The following is a 17173-nucleotide window of genomic DNA, read 5'->3' as shown; positions in this document are numbered from 1 at the left end:
GGGCAGATGGACACTTTTTTCACCCTGATGCCTGCTCCCGAATCGGTCCCCGATCTGCTGGTCCTTGATCTGCTGGAGCCGGGATAGACAACGCCTCGCCAGTCCCGGTCTCACGCGCATCCCACACCGGCAAGCTGATGAAAAAGCAAGCACCCTGCCCCGGGCTGGATTCAGCCCAGATGCGCCCCTCGTGGTTGTCGAGAATGGTCTGGCTGATCGGCAGCCCCATGCCCATGCCAGTCTCCTTGGTGGTGAAGAAGGGGTCAAACAAGCGCGCCATGCGTGAGGAAGGGATTCCAGGGCCGTTATCCGCGACACTCACCCAGGCTGTGCTATCGCTGACGCGGGTGGCAATGGCCAAGCGACGGGTCTCCGATGGTTGCTCGGACAGTGCATCGAGCGCATTGCGCACCAGGTTCAGCAGGACCTGCTCGATCTGTACCAGATCGACATCGACTGGAATCTCGCCCTCGGCCAGATCAAGCTCGATGCTCACTGCCAGGCGTTCGGTCTCGAATTCAACAAAACCGCAGACTTCACGCACCAGATGGTTAAGATCCGCGCGCGAGCGAATCGGCGGCTGTTTGCCCACCAAGGCGCGCAGACGGCGAATAATCTCGCCGGCGCGCTCGGCCTGGCTCGAGATCTGGCTCATGGCGGCCACCAGGGCGTCGGTCTCGCCAATGCCACCCTGCAGCCGCCGGCTGGCGCCCTTGGCGTAATTCACGATGGCCGCCAGGGGCTGGTTGAGCTCATGCGCCATGCCAGTGGCCACCTCGCCCATGGTGCTCAAGCGGCACACATGCACCAACTCGGCCTGGTGCTGGCGTGACTCCTGTTCGGCGCGGCGCACGGCGGTGATATCGCGCGCATAGACATTCACATAACCGAGATCCTGAATAGGCACAAAGAGCAGGGAAAAAATGTGGCTGCCGAAGTCGGCCTCGCGCTCCCGCGGCTGGCCCTCATGCACCGCCTCGGCCAGGGTCTCGCGCCAAAGCGGCGGCAACTGGCCTTGGGGGGTGGTCTCCCAATAAGCCAAAAGGGGCTCGCTGGCCGCATTGGCATAGACGATCAGTCCTTGTTCATTGACGCGCAGTATCGGGTTGGGGCTCTCGCTGGCAAAACGCGCCAGGCTTTTGATCTCGCGTTCGGCCTGCTTGCGCTTGGTGATGTCATGGATATAGAGGGTGTAAAAGCGCTGCTCGTCCAGATCAATGGGCACGATGGATAACTCAATGGGAAATATCAGCCCATCGCTGCGCTGGGCGTGCAGCTCGCCGCGCACATGGGTCTGATGCTCACCGAGCCGATGCCCGGCCGACTCGCTGAGCATGTCCTGAAAGCGCTCCACAACGTCCGCGGCGATAAAGCGCTCGGCAAAGGGCTCACCCAAGGCCTGAACGGGCTCGAACCCCAACATCTGCTCCGCCGTGGGGTTGTAATCAATCATGCGCCCGTCACGATTCAAGGTCACGATGGCATCGAGCGAGGCCTCCATGATGGCGGCCTTCAGTGCCTCGGTAGCGCGCATTTCGCTCTCATGCTTACGGCGCATTTCCTCGCGCGCGTGCAGTACCAGTTGGGTGAACTGCTGAATCCACTCCTCAAGCAAGAGCAACTGATTGCCACCACGGCTGAATGCCGGATGCTCTATGCCCAACGCCCGCTGGGAAAAAGACGACATGCGCACCAGCACTTTGTTCAACCGAGCAGAGACCAGATAGATCACCAGGGTAAAAACGCCAATAAAAACCAGGGCAGCAACCAAACGCTGGCGCCGCTCAAAATACACGGTATGGCGTGACATGCGTTTAATGCTGCGCTGGGGCACAAAGGTGGCGAATAGCATGTTCCAGTTGGAACCGGCATAAGCGGGCAGCGGTTGGCGGGTGACCAGGTAATTGGAGGTCCAGTCCTCCACCAGGGTTCCAGGCACCAGTTGCCAGGGCTCGTCGCTGGCCAGGATGCGTTGCGCATCGGGATCGATCAGCGCCACCACGGAGCGATCCGAAGGCACGGCACCATTGGATGCCGCGAGAAAATCGGCATTGATCGGCACCAGCACCATGAGCCGTCCCATGTTGTAGCCCCCGTTGTCCTCCACCCGGTCGCTGACCAGCAGATAGGGCTGGTTATCCAGGCGAATCAGCAATGGGCGCACCTCCTCGTCATCCCCCAGCCACTGCTGGGTGTCCTTCAGCAGCTCGGCCGGCAAAGGGTCGCTGCCGGCCTGGTAGATCTCCCGTAACTGTCCGCGGGTATCCACCAGCGCGACATGACTTGGCGCCAGCAAGGCATTGCGCCCGAAAAAATCCGGCAACCACTGGGGACGAAAGCCTTCGTAGAGGATGGGATCGACTTCTTGCTCTGGAAACCAGAACAGAGGTTCCAGATATTGCGCCAGGCGCCGATGGTTCGCCAGCAACCTGGTGGTGGCCGCATAGTTGGTCAGGTATTGATTGAAGCGCAGCAAACTTTCGCGCGAGCCAAGATCCAGCCTTGCCTGCAGCTCCTCGCCAAAAATTTTCTTCACAGCCCGGCTCTGGATTTGATCGAGAACGCCCCAAACGGCGAATCCCGCCGCCAGGCCAATCAAGATGGCAATCACTGGCATCGGCAACCGCCGCAGAATGCGAAAGACCCAGTGTTTGAGTTTGGTGAGTCGAAATTTCACTGGCTAGATGCCCTTGTGGAAATCCTAGTGGAAATGACGGAGTCTCCGGGCGCTATCCGGGACGCAAGCGACTGATACCTGCAATGGCTGAAAATTGTGCACCGAATTGGGCTCTTTGTGATGACGGCGGCGGCGAATTTGCGGACAATAGCGCGCATGTCGCTTTCAGACCAATCACCAGTCAGACCAATCTACAGTGCCAACACCCAAGCCGATTCAGCCCAAGATCCAGACCCCCACCCCAGTGCAGTGGTCGACGCTCGACGCCGCCAAGCTTGAACAAGCACGCGCCCCTGGCGTTGGGCGACGCATCCTCAGTGCGCTGTATGATCTGATGCTTGTCGCCGGTGTGCTTGTGCTCGGCTCAACGCTCGTGACTTTGCCCTATCAGGGATTGTTTGGTGGCGATCTTACGCGCGGAGTGCCGCGGCTGCTATTTCAAGCCTACCTGCTTGGCCTTTGTGTGCTCTACTATCTTTACTTCTGGTCGGCCGGGCGGCAAAGTCTTGGCATGCGCGCCTGGCGCCTGCAACTTGTGCGCCTGGATGGTCAGCCGCTTGGCTGGCAGGATGCGCTGCGCCGGCTCGGGCTCACTGTGCTGTGCATGGCGCCAGCGGGACTTGGACTCTGGTGGGCCTGGTTCAATCGCGACCGCCTGGGCTTGCACGACCAGCTCTCCGGGACTCGCCTGGTGATGCTCGCCAAGCCGAACAAAGGCGGCGGTTGAGCCGCAGGGTTTCAGCCGCTCGTGGCAAACTCGACTCGGCACTCAATCCTTCCAGCCAACTTGAAGAACAAGGTCCCACCTGATTCACGCGAACAGCAGCTGAAGTCAAACGCATGCAAGTCGAGCTTATCCCAGTCACGGATTTTCAGCAAAATTGCACCCTGCTAGTGTGCGAGAAAACGCACGAGGCGGTCATTATCGACCCAGGCGGGGAGCCCGGGCGGATTCTCGCCGCCGTTGAGCGACTTGGCGCCAAACCTCAGCGACTGCTGCTCACGCACGGGCATCTCGACCATGTCGGCGCGGCGCCCGAGCTGGCGCGACGACTGGAATTGCCCATCCTTGGCCCGCATCGTGACGACGCCTTCCTGCTCGAAGCGCTGCCGGAGCAAGCGCAGATGTTTGGCTTCCCCACGCATCGGGCCTTCACTCCCGACACCTGGCTGGAGGCTGGCGAGAGCATTCGCTTTGGCGAGGAATGCCTGACCGTCCTGCATTGCCCCGGTCACTCGCCCGGTCATCTGGTGTACTTCGACCGCTCCGGCGCCTTGGCGCAGGTGGGCGATGTGCTCTTTCGTGGCGCCATTGGCCGCACCGATCTGCCACGTGGCAACCACGAGCAACTCCTGCGCTCAATCCGGGAGGTGCTGCTGCCGCTGGGCGATCATGTGCGCTTTATTCCCGGTCATGGCCCCATGTCGTCCCTCGGCGCCGAGCGACGCGACAACCCCTTTTTGGCATCCGCCCACTGAGCCTGCATGAAATCCGGTCCCCTGCTTTTCTCTAGCCTCTGGTTGCGAGCAATCCGCATCAGCAAGGCTGCCGGGCTTGAGCCTGCGCATTGGCATCCTGTCATGGAAGGCTTATCCTTGTTGAACACTATCCCGCGTCCATCAGCATCATGCGCGCATCCATCCAAGACAGTCATTTTCTGCTGCGACGGTTCCATTCAGCCCTAGGGCTGATCCCACTCGGCGCTTTTTTGGTGTTCCATCTGTGGGAGAATTCCCAGTCGCGCTTTGGGCCCGAGCACTACAATGCCCAGGTCGAACGCATCCAGCAGCTCAATTACCTGCTCATCATCGAGCTGGTTGTCATTGCCCTGCCGCTGCTGCTGCATGCCGGCTACGGGCTGGTCATCATCGGCAGTGGCAGCGCGGAGCCGCTGCGCTACCGCTATGCGCGCAACTGGCTGTACTGGTTGCAGCGCTTGTCGGGCATCGCCATTGTTGCCTTTCTGGCATTGCATCTGGGGCTCACCCGTTTTGCCGGCCTGCTCGATCCGCAGATCGATACCAATCTCTTCCGCTACATGCAGCAATCACTGACGCAGCCGGTCACCTTCGCGCTCTATTTGCTCGGGCTCTGGTTGTCGGTCTTCCACCTGGCCAACGGCCTGGCCACCGCGGCCATCAGTTGGGGGCTAACCACCAGCGCCGCGGCCCAGCGGCGCTTTGGCTGGTTTTGTCTCGGCTTCGGGCTACTACTCGGCGCGCTCGGCACCCATGGCCTGATAGGTTTTCTTAAATGAATGCGCGTTCAGTGATTGTGGTCGGCGGTGGGCTTGGCGGATTGCTGGCCAGCCTGCGCATCGCCGCATCTGGCCACCGGGTGCAGCTCTTCTCGCTGTTTGAGGTGATGCGCTCGCACTCGGTCTGCGCCCAAGGCGGCATCAACGCCGTACTAAATACCAAGGGCGAAGGTGACAGTGTCGAGCAGCATATTTTCGACACCATCAAGGGCGGCAGTTATCTGGCCAATCAGCCGCCGATCAAGTCCCTGTGCGAGGATGCGCCAGGCCTGATCGGGACTTTCGAGCGCATGGGCGTGGCTTTCTCGCGCACGCCCGAGGGCACCCTCGATCAGCGCCTGTTCGGTGGCGTGAAGAACCGCCGCACCTGCTTCGCCGGGGCCAGCACCGGCCAGCAGCTGCTCTACAGTCTGGATCAGCAAGTGCGGCGGCTGGAGACCGAAAAACAGATCGAGAAGTTCGAGTGGTGGGAATTTCTCGCCATTGTGAAAGACCCCAACGGGCGCTGTCGCGGCATTGTGGCGATGAATCTGCGCAGTCTTGAAGTCCGTGCCTTCCGCGCCGATGCGGTGGTTCTGGCCACCGGCGGTTTCGGGCAGATCTACAGCCCCAAGACCACCTGTTCCACCAACTCCACTGGCGCCGCCGCCAGCCGGGTATTCCAGCAGGGCGCGCGCTTTGCCAATGCGGAGTTTTTCCAGTTTCATCCCACCGCCATGATTGGCGATGACAAGACCCGACTGATGAGCGAGGCCGCGCGCGGCGAGGGTGGCCGCATCTGGGTGCCGCGCCAGGCGCACGACCGCCGCGAGCCGCTGGCCATCCCGGAAGCCGAGCGCTTTTATTTCCTCGAGGAATGGTACCCAAGCTTTGGCAACACAGTGCCGCGCGATCTCGCCTCGCGCGCTATCTGGAAGGTCACGCGAGAAATGGGTCTCGGGGTGGCCGGACGCGATCAGGTCTATCTCGACCTCACTCACCTCGACTCCCATCAGGTGGAAACCCGCCTGGGTGCCATCCTGTCCATCTACCGCAAATTTTCCGGGGTTGATCCGCTCAGCACGCCCATGACCATCTTCCCGGCCGCGCACTATTCCATGGGCGGACTCTGGGTGGACTTCGAGAAAGATGCCAATACCGGCGGGTTGCGCGCCAACAGCCTACGCAATCACGCTACCAGCATTCCCGGTCTCTATGCCTGCGGCGAATGCGATTATGCCTATCACGGCGCCAATCGCCTCGGTGCCAATTCCTTACTCTCGGCTGCCTTCTCCGGACGGGTTGCGGGCGAGGCTGTCTCGGCTTATGTCTCCGGGCTTGAGCAGTCGGTCGAAAGTGATTCGCACGCGGCTTTTGATGCCGAAATTCGTTACCAGAACCAAATCAATCACCATTTTATCCATGCCGATGGCGAAGAGAACCCCTACGACCTGCATCGGCGTTTGGGCAGCATGATGATGGATTCCGTCGGTGTGGTGCGCGACAATAGCAAGCTGAACGAGACTGTTGCCACACTGGTCGAGCTCGAACAGGCTTTCGCCCGGCTCAAGCTCGGCGAGGCCAATCCCTGGGCCAACCAGACGCTGGCCTATGCGCGCCAGGTTTTTGACATGGTCAAGCTCGCCCAAGTGGTGGCGGCCAGTGCCCTTGCCCGCGACGAGTGCCGTGGCGCCCATCACAAACCATCATTCGAGGATCCGGCGCCAGAGCACAGCCAGGCGGGGCACAAGGATTTCGAGGCATTTCGCCAGCGTTGGAAAGACAACAACCAAAAATGGCTCAAAACCACCATCGCGGACTATCATCCCGACGGTCCCCGTATCGGTTACGAGCCAGTCGATACCAGTCTGATCGCGCCCGAGGAACCGCGCGATTATCGCTAGGCGCCATCCCTTTTCAGTCTCACCCGATCCAATCTCCCCAATGTCATCTACCCCAATGTCATCTACCCCAATGTCATCTAAAGGATCCGGCCATCGCTCATGTCCAGTCCAGACGCGCCTGACGTCCGCTCAGAAATCCGATCACCTGATCTAACCACCGTGCCGGATGGCGCGGCTGGCGACATGGTGGAGTCCCTCTTCACGCCCGCTCGCAACAATGACATCTTCGACCCCTCGGACGAGGATGCGGGACGCACCGAGAGGGTGGTCTTCAAAATACGCCGCCAGGACGACCCCTTCTCCGCCCCCTACTGGCAACACTTTGAGCTGTCCTGCTCGGAACGCGACAATGTGGTGGCCGCGCTGCGGCGTCTGCGCACCAATCCGGTCACCTGCGAAGGTGAGCGGGTCGACCCCGTGGTGTTCGACCACAATTGTATGGAAGAAGTTTGCGGCGCCTGCGCCATGATGATCAACGGCCAGCCACGCCCGGCCTGCTCGGCACTGATCGAGAACCTTAAACAACCCATTGTACTCGAGCCCTTACCAAAATTTCCGCTGATAAGGGATTTGCTTGTTGATCGCAACCGGATGTTCGAGCACCTCAAGCACGTCCAGGCCTGGGTGCGCATCGACGGACCCTGGGCTCTCACAGGGGCGCTCGGGGGAGCCGGGGGAACACAAAAAGAGACCTGCTTGCGCGTCTCTCAGCAGCAGTGGGCAGAGGATTACCTCTACAGCCGCTGCATGAGCTGCGGCTGCTGCCTGGCGGCCTGCCCCCAGTATGACGAGGGCCAGGACTTTGTCGGCCCGGCGGCACTCGCCCAGGTGCGACTCATGAACGCACAGCCCACGGGCAAGTTCGACCGCGGCGAGCGCCTACACCGCATCATGGGCCAGGGTGGCTTAAGTGACTGCGGCAATGCCCAGAACTGTGTGCGCGTCTGCCCCAAGGCGATTCCGCTCACCACCGCCATCGGCGAGTTAGGGCGCGCCACCACGGTGCAGGCACTTAAGGATCTCTTCGGTGGCTGACAGCAGCCGAGCGCTGAAGCATGCGGGATACCTTTGTTGATTTAATCCGCCATGGCGAACCGCGCGGCGGCACCATGATTCGCGGCGTCGGGACCGATCATCCGCTTAGCCCGCTTGGCTGGCAACAGATGCGCGAGGCCGTCGGCGATGCCGCGCCCTGGGATCAGATCGTTTCCTCACCACTCGCGCGCTGTCGGGAATTCGCCGCCGAACTAGCCTGCCGTCATCAACTGCCTTTGATCGTCGAGCCCGAACTGCATGAGATCAGCATGGGCTGCTGGGAAGGCCGCCGGCATCGGGAAATCGCTATCTCCGAACCCAAGGCATTCATTAACTTCTTTAGCGACCCGGCCGTGCATCGCCCGCCCGGTGGCGAAACGCTGGACGCACTGCTCACCCGCGTCGGCCATGTCTATGACCGCCTCATCGATCAGCACCGTGGTCGCCATCTGCTGATCTCGGCCCATGCCGGGGTTATGCGCGGCATTCTTGGCCACTTACTCAAAGCCGAGCCACGCCACTGGTATCGTATCCGCATCGACTTCGCCGGCTTATGCCGGGTCCGACATGATCGCTTCGGCGCCGGCATCCAGTACGTCAACGCCCGTCGCATGCGCGACTTGCCGCTGGATTAACCCGACCGCTTCGGTCTCAAGACTGTCGCCTAAAGATCGGCAGGCATGGTCGTCAGGGCGCCGCCACCCAGAATGCCCGTGGCCATCCAAGCAGCCACCAGCAGATAAGCAACACGCGGCAACCAGGTGGCCAACTCGTTCTCAAAGGACTCAAGCTCCTCGCGCTCCGTGCGCGCAATCCGCCCGAGCCCATCACCGAGCGTCCCGGAGACTTCCGCCGAGCGCACCAGCAGCCGGCTGTGCAGCCGGATGTAGGAGCAGGCCCCGAAGGCCTGTTCCAGAGTCGCGCCCGCCTCGACTTGTGCGTGCAGCTGCCGGAACGCCTCTTGCAGCCTGCCTGGCGGCACTGTTAGCGCGGCTGTGCCAAGCGCATCGACCAGGGGCACGCCAGAGTCGAACAACATGGCCAGCGCTTCGAGATAGAGGGTGCGCTGGCGGCGGATCAGCAGTTGCCCCAGTAAAGGCCAGGACAGCAGCCACTGGCCGATGAAGAGGCCGAGATTCGTCTCGCGCAGACGCCGGATCAGCACCATAAGCAGCCAGAGCCCGCCGAAAATTACAACCAGCAGACCCAGGGATGCACGCAAATAACCGCCCAAACTCAGCTCGCCAACAAAAAACGCCGGGAAGGGTTTGACCAAGGCCGCCAACACCAGAATAAACCCGGGCAACAGCAGCTTGCCGCGCAGACGCCGTCGGCGCGAATCCGCCGCTGTATGCCGTGCGGCAAGATCGCGATAGGCCGTCTCAAGCCGGCCGGAAACCTCGGCCGCATCCAGCACCCGGGCGTCGAGCGGACCAACCAGACCGGCGCGCGCGACGCTCTTGGCGACACTCACACCACGACCACACCAACGCGCGGCACTCTCAAGCGCGGCTTGCTCGTGCCTCGGCACGCCCTGAGCCAGACTCGAGAACGCCTGCCGCGGCGCGATCCCGGCGTGCTCAAGCGCGGCCAGACGCGAGAACAAATCAGCCAACCAGCGGTGATCCATCATCAAGCGATGCTCCCGAAAAATCGCCAGCCTTCATCGACAATCAAAGACCCTACCCCGTGGAAAAACCCACCAACCACAGCCGCAAGCGCAAACCAGGGCCGGAACGCACGCCCCGAGTCGCGAAACGAATCCGACCATCGGCATCAATGATAAAGCTTGCTGGCACGCCCACGACACCCCAGCGGCCAGCCATTTGGCCATTCGGGTCCAGCACCACAGGGAACACATGGTCGTTCTCATCCAGATAAGCGCTCACCTCATCCGCACTGCCCGAGTACATGGCCACGCTGACCAGGGTATGATCCTCGGCAATGCGGGCGATGGTCCCGTCCATTAGCCGACAAACCGGGCACCAAGTCCCCCAGAAATGAACCAGCACCGGCTTGCCACGCAGATTCGCAAGATCCAGGCGATCACCGCTAACCACCTCCACGCCCGCCAGGGGCGGCGCCATGCCAGTCGCCAAAGGCCGAGCCTGCCACCATTGCACCAGACCCACCACCGCGAGCACAATCACCAGATCGACCGCCCAAGGTCGCCACCGCGCTGATCTCCGATCTTTATCGGTGCTCTTGTCCGCGCGCATCATCACTCACTCCACCGAACGCCAAGCACAGCCGAGCCGGGGTTGAGAGAGAGCGAAACCGGCTTCTGCTGAAGCACCGTGATTGGCGTTCATTCGGCAAATTCAATTCCCGAGAATTAAATCGAACCAGGCCCCTTCTATGAGGCGTTTTTGTCAAGCCCTTTTTTCGAGAGATTATTTTGTTCAGCGCCAACATCGCAAATCAGAATGTTACATTCATTATCGCATTGCATGATTGCGCAGACCAGCCGCCATGCCGCGCTTCTCTCTCCCCGAAGGGGCGGGCGTGGTTTATCGAAACGCTCGTGCATGGCAAGGCCGTCGGGCGCTGTTCAAACGCTTTCAAATAGCCTGATCACTCACTTTGAATCGTCACTAGCTTATTCGTTCTCCTTGGCGATGGCGGCCGTTTGGTCAGCGCGTTTTGCTCGGTGTCATGAGCATTGCGAGCGTTATGACAGCCATGGGTTGTCTCGGTTTGAAAGCCGACAGATTCTGTGCGAATCCGCTCCACCTTCTATCCGTGCCGGGAAGCCCGGTCACCTGAAATTGCATGCGATGTTCGCCGCTGAAACCGATTGAAAAGGAAAGCGCCCCTTCTTTTAAAACGGCATGACCAGGGGTCAGCCCAGGGGCCTGTCGGGCGCTTTCGACAACCTTGACCGTGATCCGTCGCGTTGCTCTCTCCTCGGGCGTTGGCGCTGTGCTCGGCCGTTTGGGGGTGACTGGATGTCTTCCGCGGGCGGCGGGCCTTAGCCGGCTTTGAGCACCGCGCCGTCCGGGATCTCGCCCTGTTCGAGATAGCGCCACAGGGCGATGAGCAGCTTGCGCGCCAGGGCGACGATGCCGATGCGCCGCATGCGTTTGCCGCCCTTGGCAAAGCGCTCGCGGTACCAGCGACTCAGGGCGCTGTCGGGCTGGTAGCGCAGCCATAGCCAGGACAGCTCGACCATGAGGGCACGGATGCGTCGGTTGCCAGCCTTGCTGATGCCTTGGTCGCGCTGGTCATCACCACTGGCATAGGGCGTGGGGGTCAGCCCGGCACAGGCGGCCAGCTGCTGGCGGTTGCGAAAGCCGCGCCAGCTGAAGAATTCCATGACCAAGACCCAGCTCGAAACCCAGCCGATGCCTTTGAGCTCGAGCATGCGCGCGATTTGCTCATAGGCCGCGTCGGTGGCTTGCTCGACGCGGCGCTTTTGTTCTTGCTCGATGGCGCGGATTTGCTCATCAGCCAAGCAATAGCGCTGATATTCGCGGCGGATCTCTTCTTTGAGGTCGGCGCCGAGGGGCTCGCCGGTGGCGGTGCATAGGTGATCGAGGTTTTCGATCAGCGAGTCGTTGAGGCGCTCGATGACCAGTCCTTGGGCGACGAACAGGGATTTCATCCGTGAGCTGTGGGCGCCACGTTCGTGGATCAGCCGCTCGCGCTCGCGATCAACTCGCATCCGATCCTCGGCCTCGGCACTGGGGACGTTCACCACCGCGAGGGCTTTTTTCTCTCCGCCAAGATAACGCATGAGCTGCACCAGCAGGGCTTCGACGTCGACCCGGTCGGTCTTCACGCGCCGCTTCTTGCGGTTGACCTGGATGCTGGCCGAGTCGACCACACGGCTGTGAATCCCCCAGGATTCCAAGATGCGATGAATCCAGAAGCCATCCCGCCCGGCTTCGTAAACGCTTTCAATGACACAATCCGCGCTGAGTCCAAGCTTCCCCTGGGCGATCTCGATCTGCTCGCGCAACGCGGGAAGATCCCGCGCTTCGATGGTCTTGATCCGGATCTTCTCGCCGTTGCTGAAGCCAAGCTTCCAGGTCTTGTTGCTCAGCTCGAGGGCCAGATAGAGGGTGGTCTTCGGCGTTTGGACAGCGGCAGTGGTCATGTTCGGTCTCCTCGTGGCTCGGGGTTAATGTCGAGGCTTAGACTTGGATGGCCTACATAGTTTCTTTAATTCCCAGTCTGGAAAATAATGCCATCCAGACCCCTTTAATTCGTTCTGTTCCGCGGCGGTAGCGCAGTATGGATTCCCAGCGGCCAGCGCGAACAAACAAAACAATATTGCGGTGACACGCATCAGGATTCTCCGTTGATCAGCAGGTCTAACGTTCTTTTATCAACACACAGCAATGGCTGTTTCGCTCAGGCTGTCATGCCATTGTAGACTTGACCCCACACTTGGCAACCGAGGCAAAGTCCGCGTTTGATCACAGGTGTTGAATGAAATACTGAACAACCACAGAAATTATTGCCGACGCTCCAGCGTCCCGTGGTGATTCAGGCCGCCGGAGCGGCCGCTCTGCATTCCCACGCCGGAGCGTGGGAACGAGTGAGTCGGTAGGCTATTTACCGTAGAGATTTGTGATCAGAAGTTCGGCAAGCTTAACATTGGTTTCTTTGGGATCAAGTTCCGGGAATACCTCGGGAACCCAAGAAATCATGAAGAAATGATCACCCTTGAGAACGAGCATTCGAGTCGCGGTTTTATCTCCTAACTTCGCATCACCCATCAAGGCGGCATCCCATCTCGGGTTCTCGATCTCGGTTGCATCGCTCAGAAAGCCAACAGCTCTCTCGTATGCTTCCTGGCCATCGGCCACATTGCCTTCAAAACGCACTTTGCTATAGGGGACGCCACTCAGGTTGTAGCTTCCAATGGGTCTTCCTTTAGACTTACTGCTGGCGGCTTCGGGGAAAACGACCAAGCCGGTTGTTTTCATGATCCCTTCGACATCCTCCGCGGAGATGGCGTCTTCCATTGCCCATCCGTCGGGAAGAATAATGCCGCTATCAGACCGAGGAGCTTCCTTTTCCTGGTGCTCCGCGGAATCATTGGCGGCGGTCGTTGCCGGTGCGCTTTCCCCTTCGCCAGCACCGAAAGCAGCAACCGGGATGATGGCAAGCAGAACAATCAATAGTCTCATGATTTTCCCTCTGTTTCGTGATCACGCATGGAAGTGGTCGTTCAGCCGCGGACAGGATACAAAAAACACAGGGTTTGTAAAGCCTGCAAGCATCAGATCTGCTGCGTTATTTTCTGTAAACATAGGCAGAGAGTCTATATTGACCGGCCACTGTGAGGTCGGGGACTGGCAGCAAGGCGATCACTTCATCGCACTGATCAGCACACTGACCGCACAGGAAGTCAACGGCAGTCAACTCGGTCGCCGGCTGGCTCTATCCGTTTGAGTTCAAGCTCACCGCCGCGCCCACCCGACGCCCCCACCTGATGCTTGCCGTCCAACATCAACGCCTTTCGCCGTTCTTACCCGCAAAGGGCAGTGCGCCGCGCGCGCTCCTATGCGCTGTCGAAGAACCGCGCTGGAGTGCCGAGGAGGTGATCGCGCTGCCCTGGATATGCTCCGTGTAGGGGACTAAGTGAAATCGGTATCGCCTTGTCCTTACCCTGACTGATCCGCAAGTGTGCATGAGCATCCAAATTGCGGGAAATCGGGCTTCTGGTGAGCACGATATTTGAGGGTCTCTTTGCTAAGATGCTGGTTACACGAAGATAATCACTTTCAGTGAAGGAAGGAGTGACCATCTTCATCATCGGTGCCGGAACGACGAATCAAGAGGTTACAGTGGCTCCCGCATTTAATTGCCTTGTAGACCGGCCGCCACTCCGCACTTCTCTCCCCCCCCGAGGGGGCAGCGTGGTTCATAAGGGGTTGCCGCGCATAGAAAAGCCGTCCAGGGTTGCTCAGCCTCCTCCAAATTACGTGCAAACGAAACCCTCAAATACCGTGATCACGCACACAAGACCTCATTCGCAAGGAAGCGTGCCCAGCCTCCCCTTGCTAGAGACCTGACAGGCACCAAGCATCCCGCCCACCATCCCTTAAGTGTCAAAATTTTTTACACTCTGAAAAGCCACGCCAACAACAGCAAAAATCGACACAAGAAAAATACTATCTCTCTAATTTATTGAAGATTTTTTTTCTACGCCGTAACCTTTCCGCAACAATCACGCAACACCGTCCCGTCTCCAGGGCGCGAATTCACGGAATTAGGTGTCAGGAAATTTTACAATGGCAAAAGCCGTCCGGAAACGACACGAAACGCATGCTTGGATTCCCAATTCACTGAAAAACAAGAAAATCAAAGCCGACTAAACTTGTCTACTTTGGCGAATTTACGTTAACGGGACACTGAATTTTGGTGTTTTAGGTGTCAGAAAATTTTACAACTCTAGCCGGGCACAATTTGTCTAAACCTCCAAGCAACTGTCATTATTATAAATTTTATTTTGGCCTAACATTTGCTCATAAAAATGGCGAGGTGCACTGCGCGGGGAGGCCAATGTGATATGAGCGCTCTGACCTTCCGCACCGACCGAACTGAAGTAGCTAAAGAATCACCCTGCGCAACCATCTCAAGTTCCAACTTCCGGACTTACCATTTTTTTCACTCTGTAGCCCACCGTTTCAGAGCTGAGCCCTAAAGGTGGTCTGTCCCGGTTTTTTCTCCGGACTTACCATTTTTCGCTCTGACCCCAGGGTGTCAGCGTTAAGCATTAAGGGTGGTATGGCCCGGTTTTTCCTCATGTATGTTCAAGGAGTTACTCAAATGAAACGATTGGTGCTACCTATTGCTTCGCTTCTATCGGCCAGTGGGCTTTTCGGTGTGCAAGGTGCTTATGCAGGAGCCACTTATAGCACCGATTTCGAGAATTTTGCGCTCGGTAGCAACACGACTACGGCCCCTCTCGTTGGCGCGGTTGATGGTTGGCGGGGCAATGGAACTAGCGGGACCGTCGGCGGGACCGTCGATGCTGAAATCGTCGAGCTTTCGTCAGGCAACCAAGTGTTTAGGATTTCCAACGGTATCGGTACCAGCGGTAACTATGATTTTACGCACCCCGCGACGCCAACCATTGACGCCGCTGGCGAATCGTCTCTCACCGGTGACACAATCGACACCTTCAATTTTTCCTTCGATTTTATGTCTGCGTTCGACGGTGAGCAGGACGGTCTGCAAATCGACGTCACCCCTTTCGAGGGGGGGACTGCGTCGCGGCAGGGTATAGTTCGTATCCAAGATGGCGGTACCGACGGTTTTCGGGTCGGCTGGTGGGAGGTCAACAGCGGATTCAATTTTTTGACACTGGGCACGGGCCTTGATCGAAATGTGTGGCACAACTTATCGGTGTCAATGATTTTCAACGATGGACCCAGTAACGATGTTGTCACCTTAACCCTTAATGGAGCGTCTACGACGAGCACTAGTTGGGAGCAGTATTACAGTACTGCTGGTACACCTCAGCCAGCGTTGGCACCAGTGGATAGTGTGATTTTTCGCGTCCCAACGGCTTGTAGTTCTCTCGGCACCTGCAATAACGTCGCGGATAACGGGGTTTACTTCGATAACTTCACTCAGTCCTCGAGTTCCAGCGCGGTGCCAGTGCCACCCACCCTCACTCTAATCGGCCTTGGGCTAGCAGGACTTGGCTACTCGCTCCGCAAGAAATCCTAAATTAAAGGAATTAAAGGTGCCTGGCTCGAATTGTTTTTTGGGCCAACCATGCCGGAACTCCCGATAACCTAGCTCATTTCGCCTGGTCCCTGGCTTTCAACATCCAGCCCCCGAGGCTCACGCCTCGGGGGCTTTTTCGTCCGGCACAGAGTGCTTGCGCTGACCCAAGCGGTTGGGGTCCCATTAGCCCGACTCACCAGCTTGCAATCCGCTAACCAGCAGCGGCCAACACCAGCCACCCGATTGCCAGCGGTCACGACTGATCTCTCGTTTTCGGCCGGGCGACGGGCGCGAGGATCTCGGCGGCAGGACGCTACCGGGAAGCACCGGGTTGGAGATTGGGGAAGGATTCACGGCTTCTCCGCGCCCGTCACCAGGCCCAAAACAGTCCACAATCCCATTCAGACCCGGAAATGCTATCCTAAACCCCGTGTTATTCCTTAACCGACGCCCGTTGGCGCAAGCGACTCGCGGAGTTTTTTTCGGCACCTTAAGGGACGCGGGAGATGAGCCGTGGCAGTGGTCGGAAAGACTGAGCCGCCAGCGCCAGGCGGCAGCCTCAAACCCGGACCAAAGCCAGGACAGATTGCAACATTTGGTGGCAGGAGGATTGATCAATGCACGGCAGAACTGGCTTTATCATTCTTGTAAACCTCTTGATCGGGGTTTTCGCCTTGCCGGCGTCGGCGCAATCCTTCACCGCGGGGCAGTCCGGGGATCTCCCTGGCTGGCTGCGGGCCCATGTCGGTGAGGGCGAGGATGAAATCGCACCCTTGGTCTTGCAGCGGGCGCGCACACTCTATCAGCGCAAAATAGCCGCCGGGGCCGTGCGCAATCCCTGTTACTTCGCGATGGACGCGACCCGGCCACACGGATCGGATAATGGCGGAGAGGGGCGGCGCTTTTATATTATCTGCGAGTCCCAGCGGTCATTTCGCGCCATCTCCTCGGGTCACGGCGGCGGTCGCGCCATCGACGGCATGGCGGATTTCAGAAACGGCAAACGCTGCGCGAAGCATTTTAGCAACGCCTTGGGCTCCAGGCTGACCGCCGGAGGGGTCTATGTGACCGATGAGACAAGAAGCTCCTTTAAAGGGTATTACCAGGCTTCCTCGGGGCGGAAGGCGGCGCTGGTGCGTCCCTTCATTCCTTTCGCGGGCGAAGGCGAAACCGCGAACGCCGAGCAGCGCGCCATCGGGGGACATGCGGCGGTCTTGATCAAGGGCGCCTGCCTGTTGCGCGACCCGAGCAGCCCCCATGCCAATGCAAGCGGTTATGTTCCGCTCGGAGAGCTGGTGGACTACTCCTCGGGCCGCAGCAGCGGCTGCACCAGCTGGTCACCCCAGGGCGCGCGCGAGATCGTCAATATCACGCAAAAGCAGCCGACCACCTTGTACATCTATCCCGAGGCCGCCGATATCGAGGCCGTCGCGCGAGCGGTCGCGGCCGGCCAATCCTTGTCTCGGTTGGGACTCTATTGGAATGCATCCTGTCTGAAGGAGATCGGCACACCCCGGTTTTGGCCAAGGCAAGGACTCGAGCCGGTACTGGCGCGCTACCAGCGCAAGCAGCCTAAATCCCCGCCCGCTTCGCTGCCGCTTTGCCGCGGACACTAGGCCATCGTGGCGCGG

At 59.4% G+C, this 17173-nt stretch carries 13 protein-coding genes; 8 read left to right on the top strand and 5 right to left on the bottom strand.

Features of this window, described 5'->3' with window-relative positions:
* Nucleotides 1-19: 19 nt before the first annotated feature.
* Nucleotides 20-2617 carry a PAS domain-containing sensor histidine kinase gene (locus Thiowin_RS10755; RefSeq protein ID WP_328988056.1) on the bottom strand — a complete coding sequence of 866 codons (2598 nt, stop codon included), beginning with the start codon at nucleotides 2615-2617 and terminating at the stop codon, nucleotides 20-22.
* Between the two features lie 256 nt (nucleotides 2618-2873).
* Between Thiowin_RS10755 and Thiowin_RS10750 the strand changes: the two genes are divergently transcribed.
* The 6 genes from Thiowin_RS10750 to Thiowin_RS10725 all read left to right on the top strand — a co-directional run bounded on the left by Thiowin_RS10750 (nucleotide 2874) and on the right by Thiowin_RS10725 (nucleotide 8488).
* Nucleotides 2874-3404 carry an RDD family protein gene (locus Thiowin_RS10750; RefSeq protein ID WP_328987727.1) on the top strand — a complete coding sequence of 177 codons (531 nt, stop codon included), beginning with the start codon at nucleotides 2874-2876 and terminating at the stop codon, nucleotides 3402-3404.
* Nucleotides 3405-3517: 113 nt separating this feature from the next.
* Nucleotides 3518-4156, top strand: coding sequence for an MBL fold metallo-hydrolase (locus tag Thiowin_RS10745; protein WP_328987726.1), 639 nt, complete (start codon nucleotides 3518-3520; stop codon nucleotides 4154-4156).
* Between the two features lie 149 nt (nucleotides 4157-4305).
* Nucleotides 4306-4935 (top strand): succinate dehydrogenase, encoded by a 630-nt coding sequence (locus Thiowin_RS10740; RefSeq protein WP_328987725.1) that lies wholly within the window; start codon nucleotides 4306-4308, stop codon nucleotides 4933-4935.
* A complete protein-coding gene (gene sdhA / locus Thiowin_RS10735) occupies nucleotides 4932-6818 on the top strand; it encodes a succinate dehydrogenase (quinone) flavoprotein subunit (protein WP_328987724.1) in 1887 nt (628 codons plus the stop codon). Before Thiowin_RS10740 ends, sdhA begins: the two co-directional genes overlap by 4 nt.
* A 99-nt stretch (nucleotides 6819-6917) precedes the next feature.
* The gene (gene sdhB, locus Thiowin_RS10730; RefSeq protein ID WP_328987723.1) at nucleotides 6918-7853 is read left to right on the top strand and encodes a succinate dehydrogenase iron-sulfur subunit; all 936 of its coding nucleotides are present in this window, start codon (nucleotides 6918-6920) and stop codon (nucleotides 7851-7853) included.
* Nucleotides 7854-7873: 20 nt separating this feature from the next.
* Entirely contained in the window at nucleotides 7874-8488 is a 615-nt protein-coding gene (locus Thiowin_RS10725) for a histidine phosphatase family protein (RefSeq protein ID WP_328987722.1), read from the top strand.
* A gap of 29 nt (nucleotides 8489-8517) precedes the next feature.
* On the opposite strand, the gene Thiowin_RS10720 is transcribed toward Thiowin_RS10725, so the two are convergent.
* From Thiowin_RS10720 to Thiowin_RS10705, 4 genes are all read right to left on the bottom strand, one after another.
* Complete coding sequence (locus Thiowin_RS10720) at nucleotides 8518-9486, bottom strand: type II secretion system F family protein (RefSeq protein WP_328987721.1); 969 nt, start codon at nucleotides 9484-9486, stop codon at nucleotides 8518-8520.
* 49 nt (nucleotides 9487-9535) lie between these two features.
* Complete coding sequence (locus Thiowin_RS10715) at nucleotides 9536-10075, bottom strand: protein disulfide oxidoreductase (RefSeq protein ID WP_328987720.1); 540 nt, start codon at nucleotides 10073-10075, stop codon at nucleotides 9536-9538.
* Between the two features lie 749 nt (nucleotides 10076-10824).
* Nucleotides 10825-11952 carry an IS110 family RNA-guided transposase gene (locus Thiowin_RS10710; protein ID WP_328985931.1) on the bottom strand — a complete coding sequence of 376 codons (1128 nt, stop codon included), beginning with the start codon at nucleotides 11950-11952 and terminating at the stop codon, nucleotides 10825-10827.
* A gap of 457 nt (nucleotides 11953-12409) precedes the next feature.
* Nucleotides 12410-12991 (bottom strand): hypothetical protein, encoded by a 582-nt coding sequence (locus Thiowin_RS10705; protein WP_328987719.1) that lies wholly within the window; start codon nucleotides 12989-12991, stop codon nucleotides 12410-12412.
* A 1645-nt stretch (nucleotides 12992-14636) separates the two neighbouring features.
* On the opposite strand from Thiowin_RS10705, the gene Thiowin_RS10700 reads away from it, so the two are divergent.
* Nucleotides 14637-15542, top strand: a complete 906-nt coding sequence (locus Thiowin_RS10700; protein WP_328987718.1) for a hypothetical protein — start codon at nucleotides 14637-14639, stop codon at nucleotides 15540-15542.
* Between the two features lie 617 nt (nucleotides 15543-16159).
* A complete protein-coding gene (locus Thiowin_RS10695) occupies nucleotides 16160-17158 on the top strand; it encodes a hypothetical protein (protein ID WP_328987717.1) in 999 nt (332 codons plus the stop codon).
* Nucleotides 17159-17173: the final 15 nt, after the last annotated feature.

This window comes from Thiorhodovibrio winogradskyi (genome assembly GCF_036208045.1).
GTDB classification, from domain to species: domain Bacteria; phylum Pseudomonadota; class Gammaproteobacteria; order Chromatiales; family Chromatiaceae; genus Thiorhodovibrio; species Thiorhodovibrio winogradskyi.
This window is presented reverse-complemented; position numbering and strand designations above follow the sequence as displayed.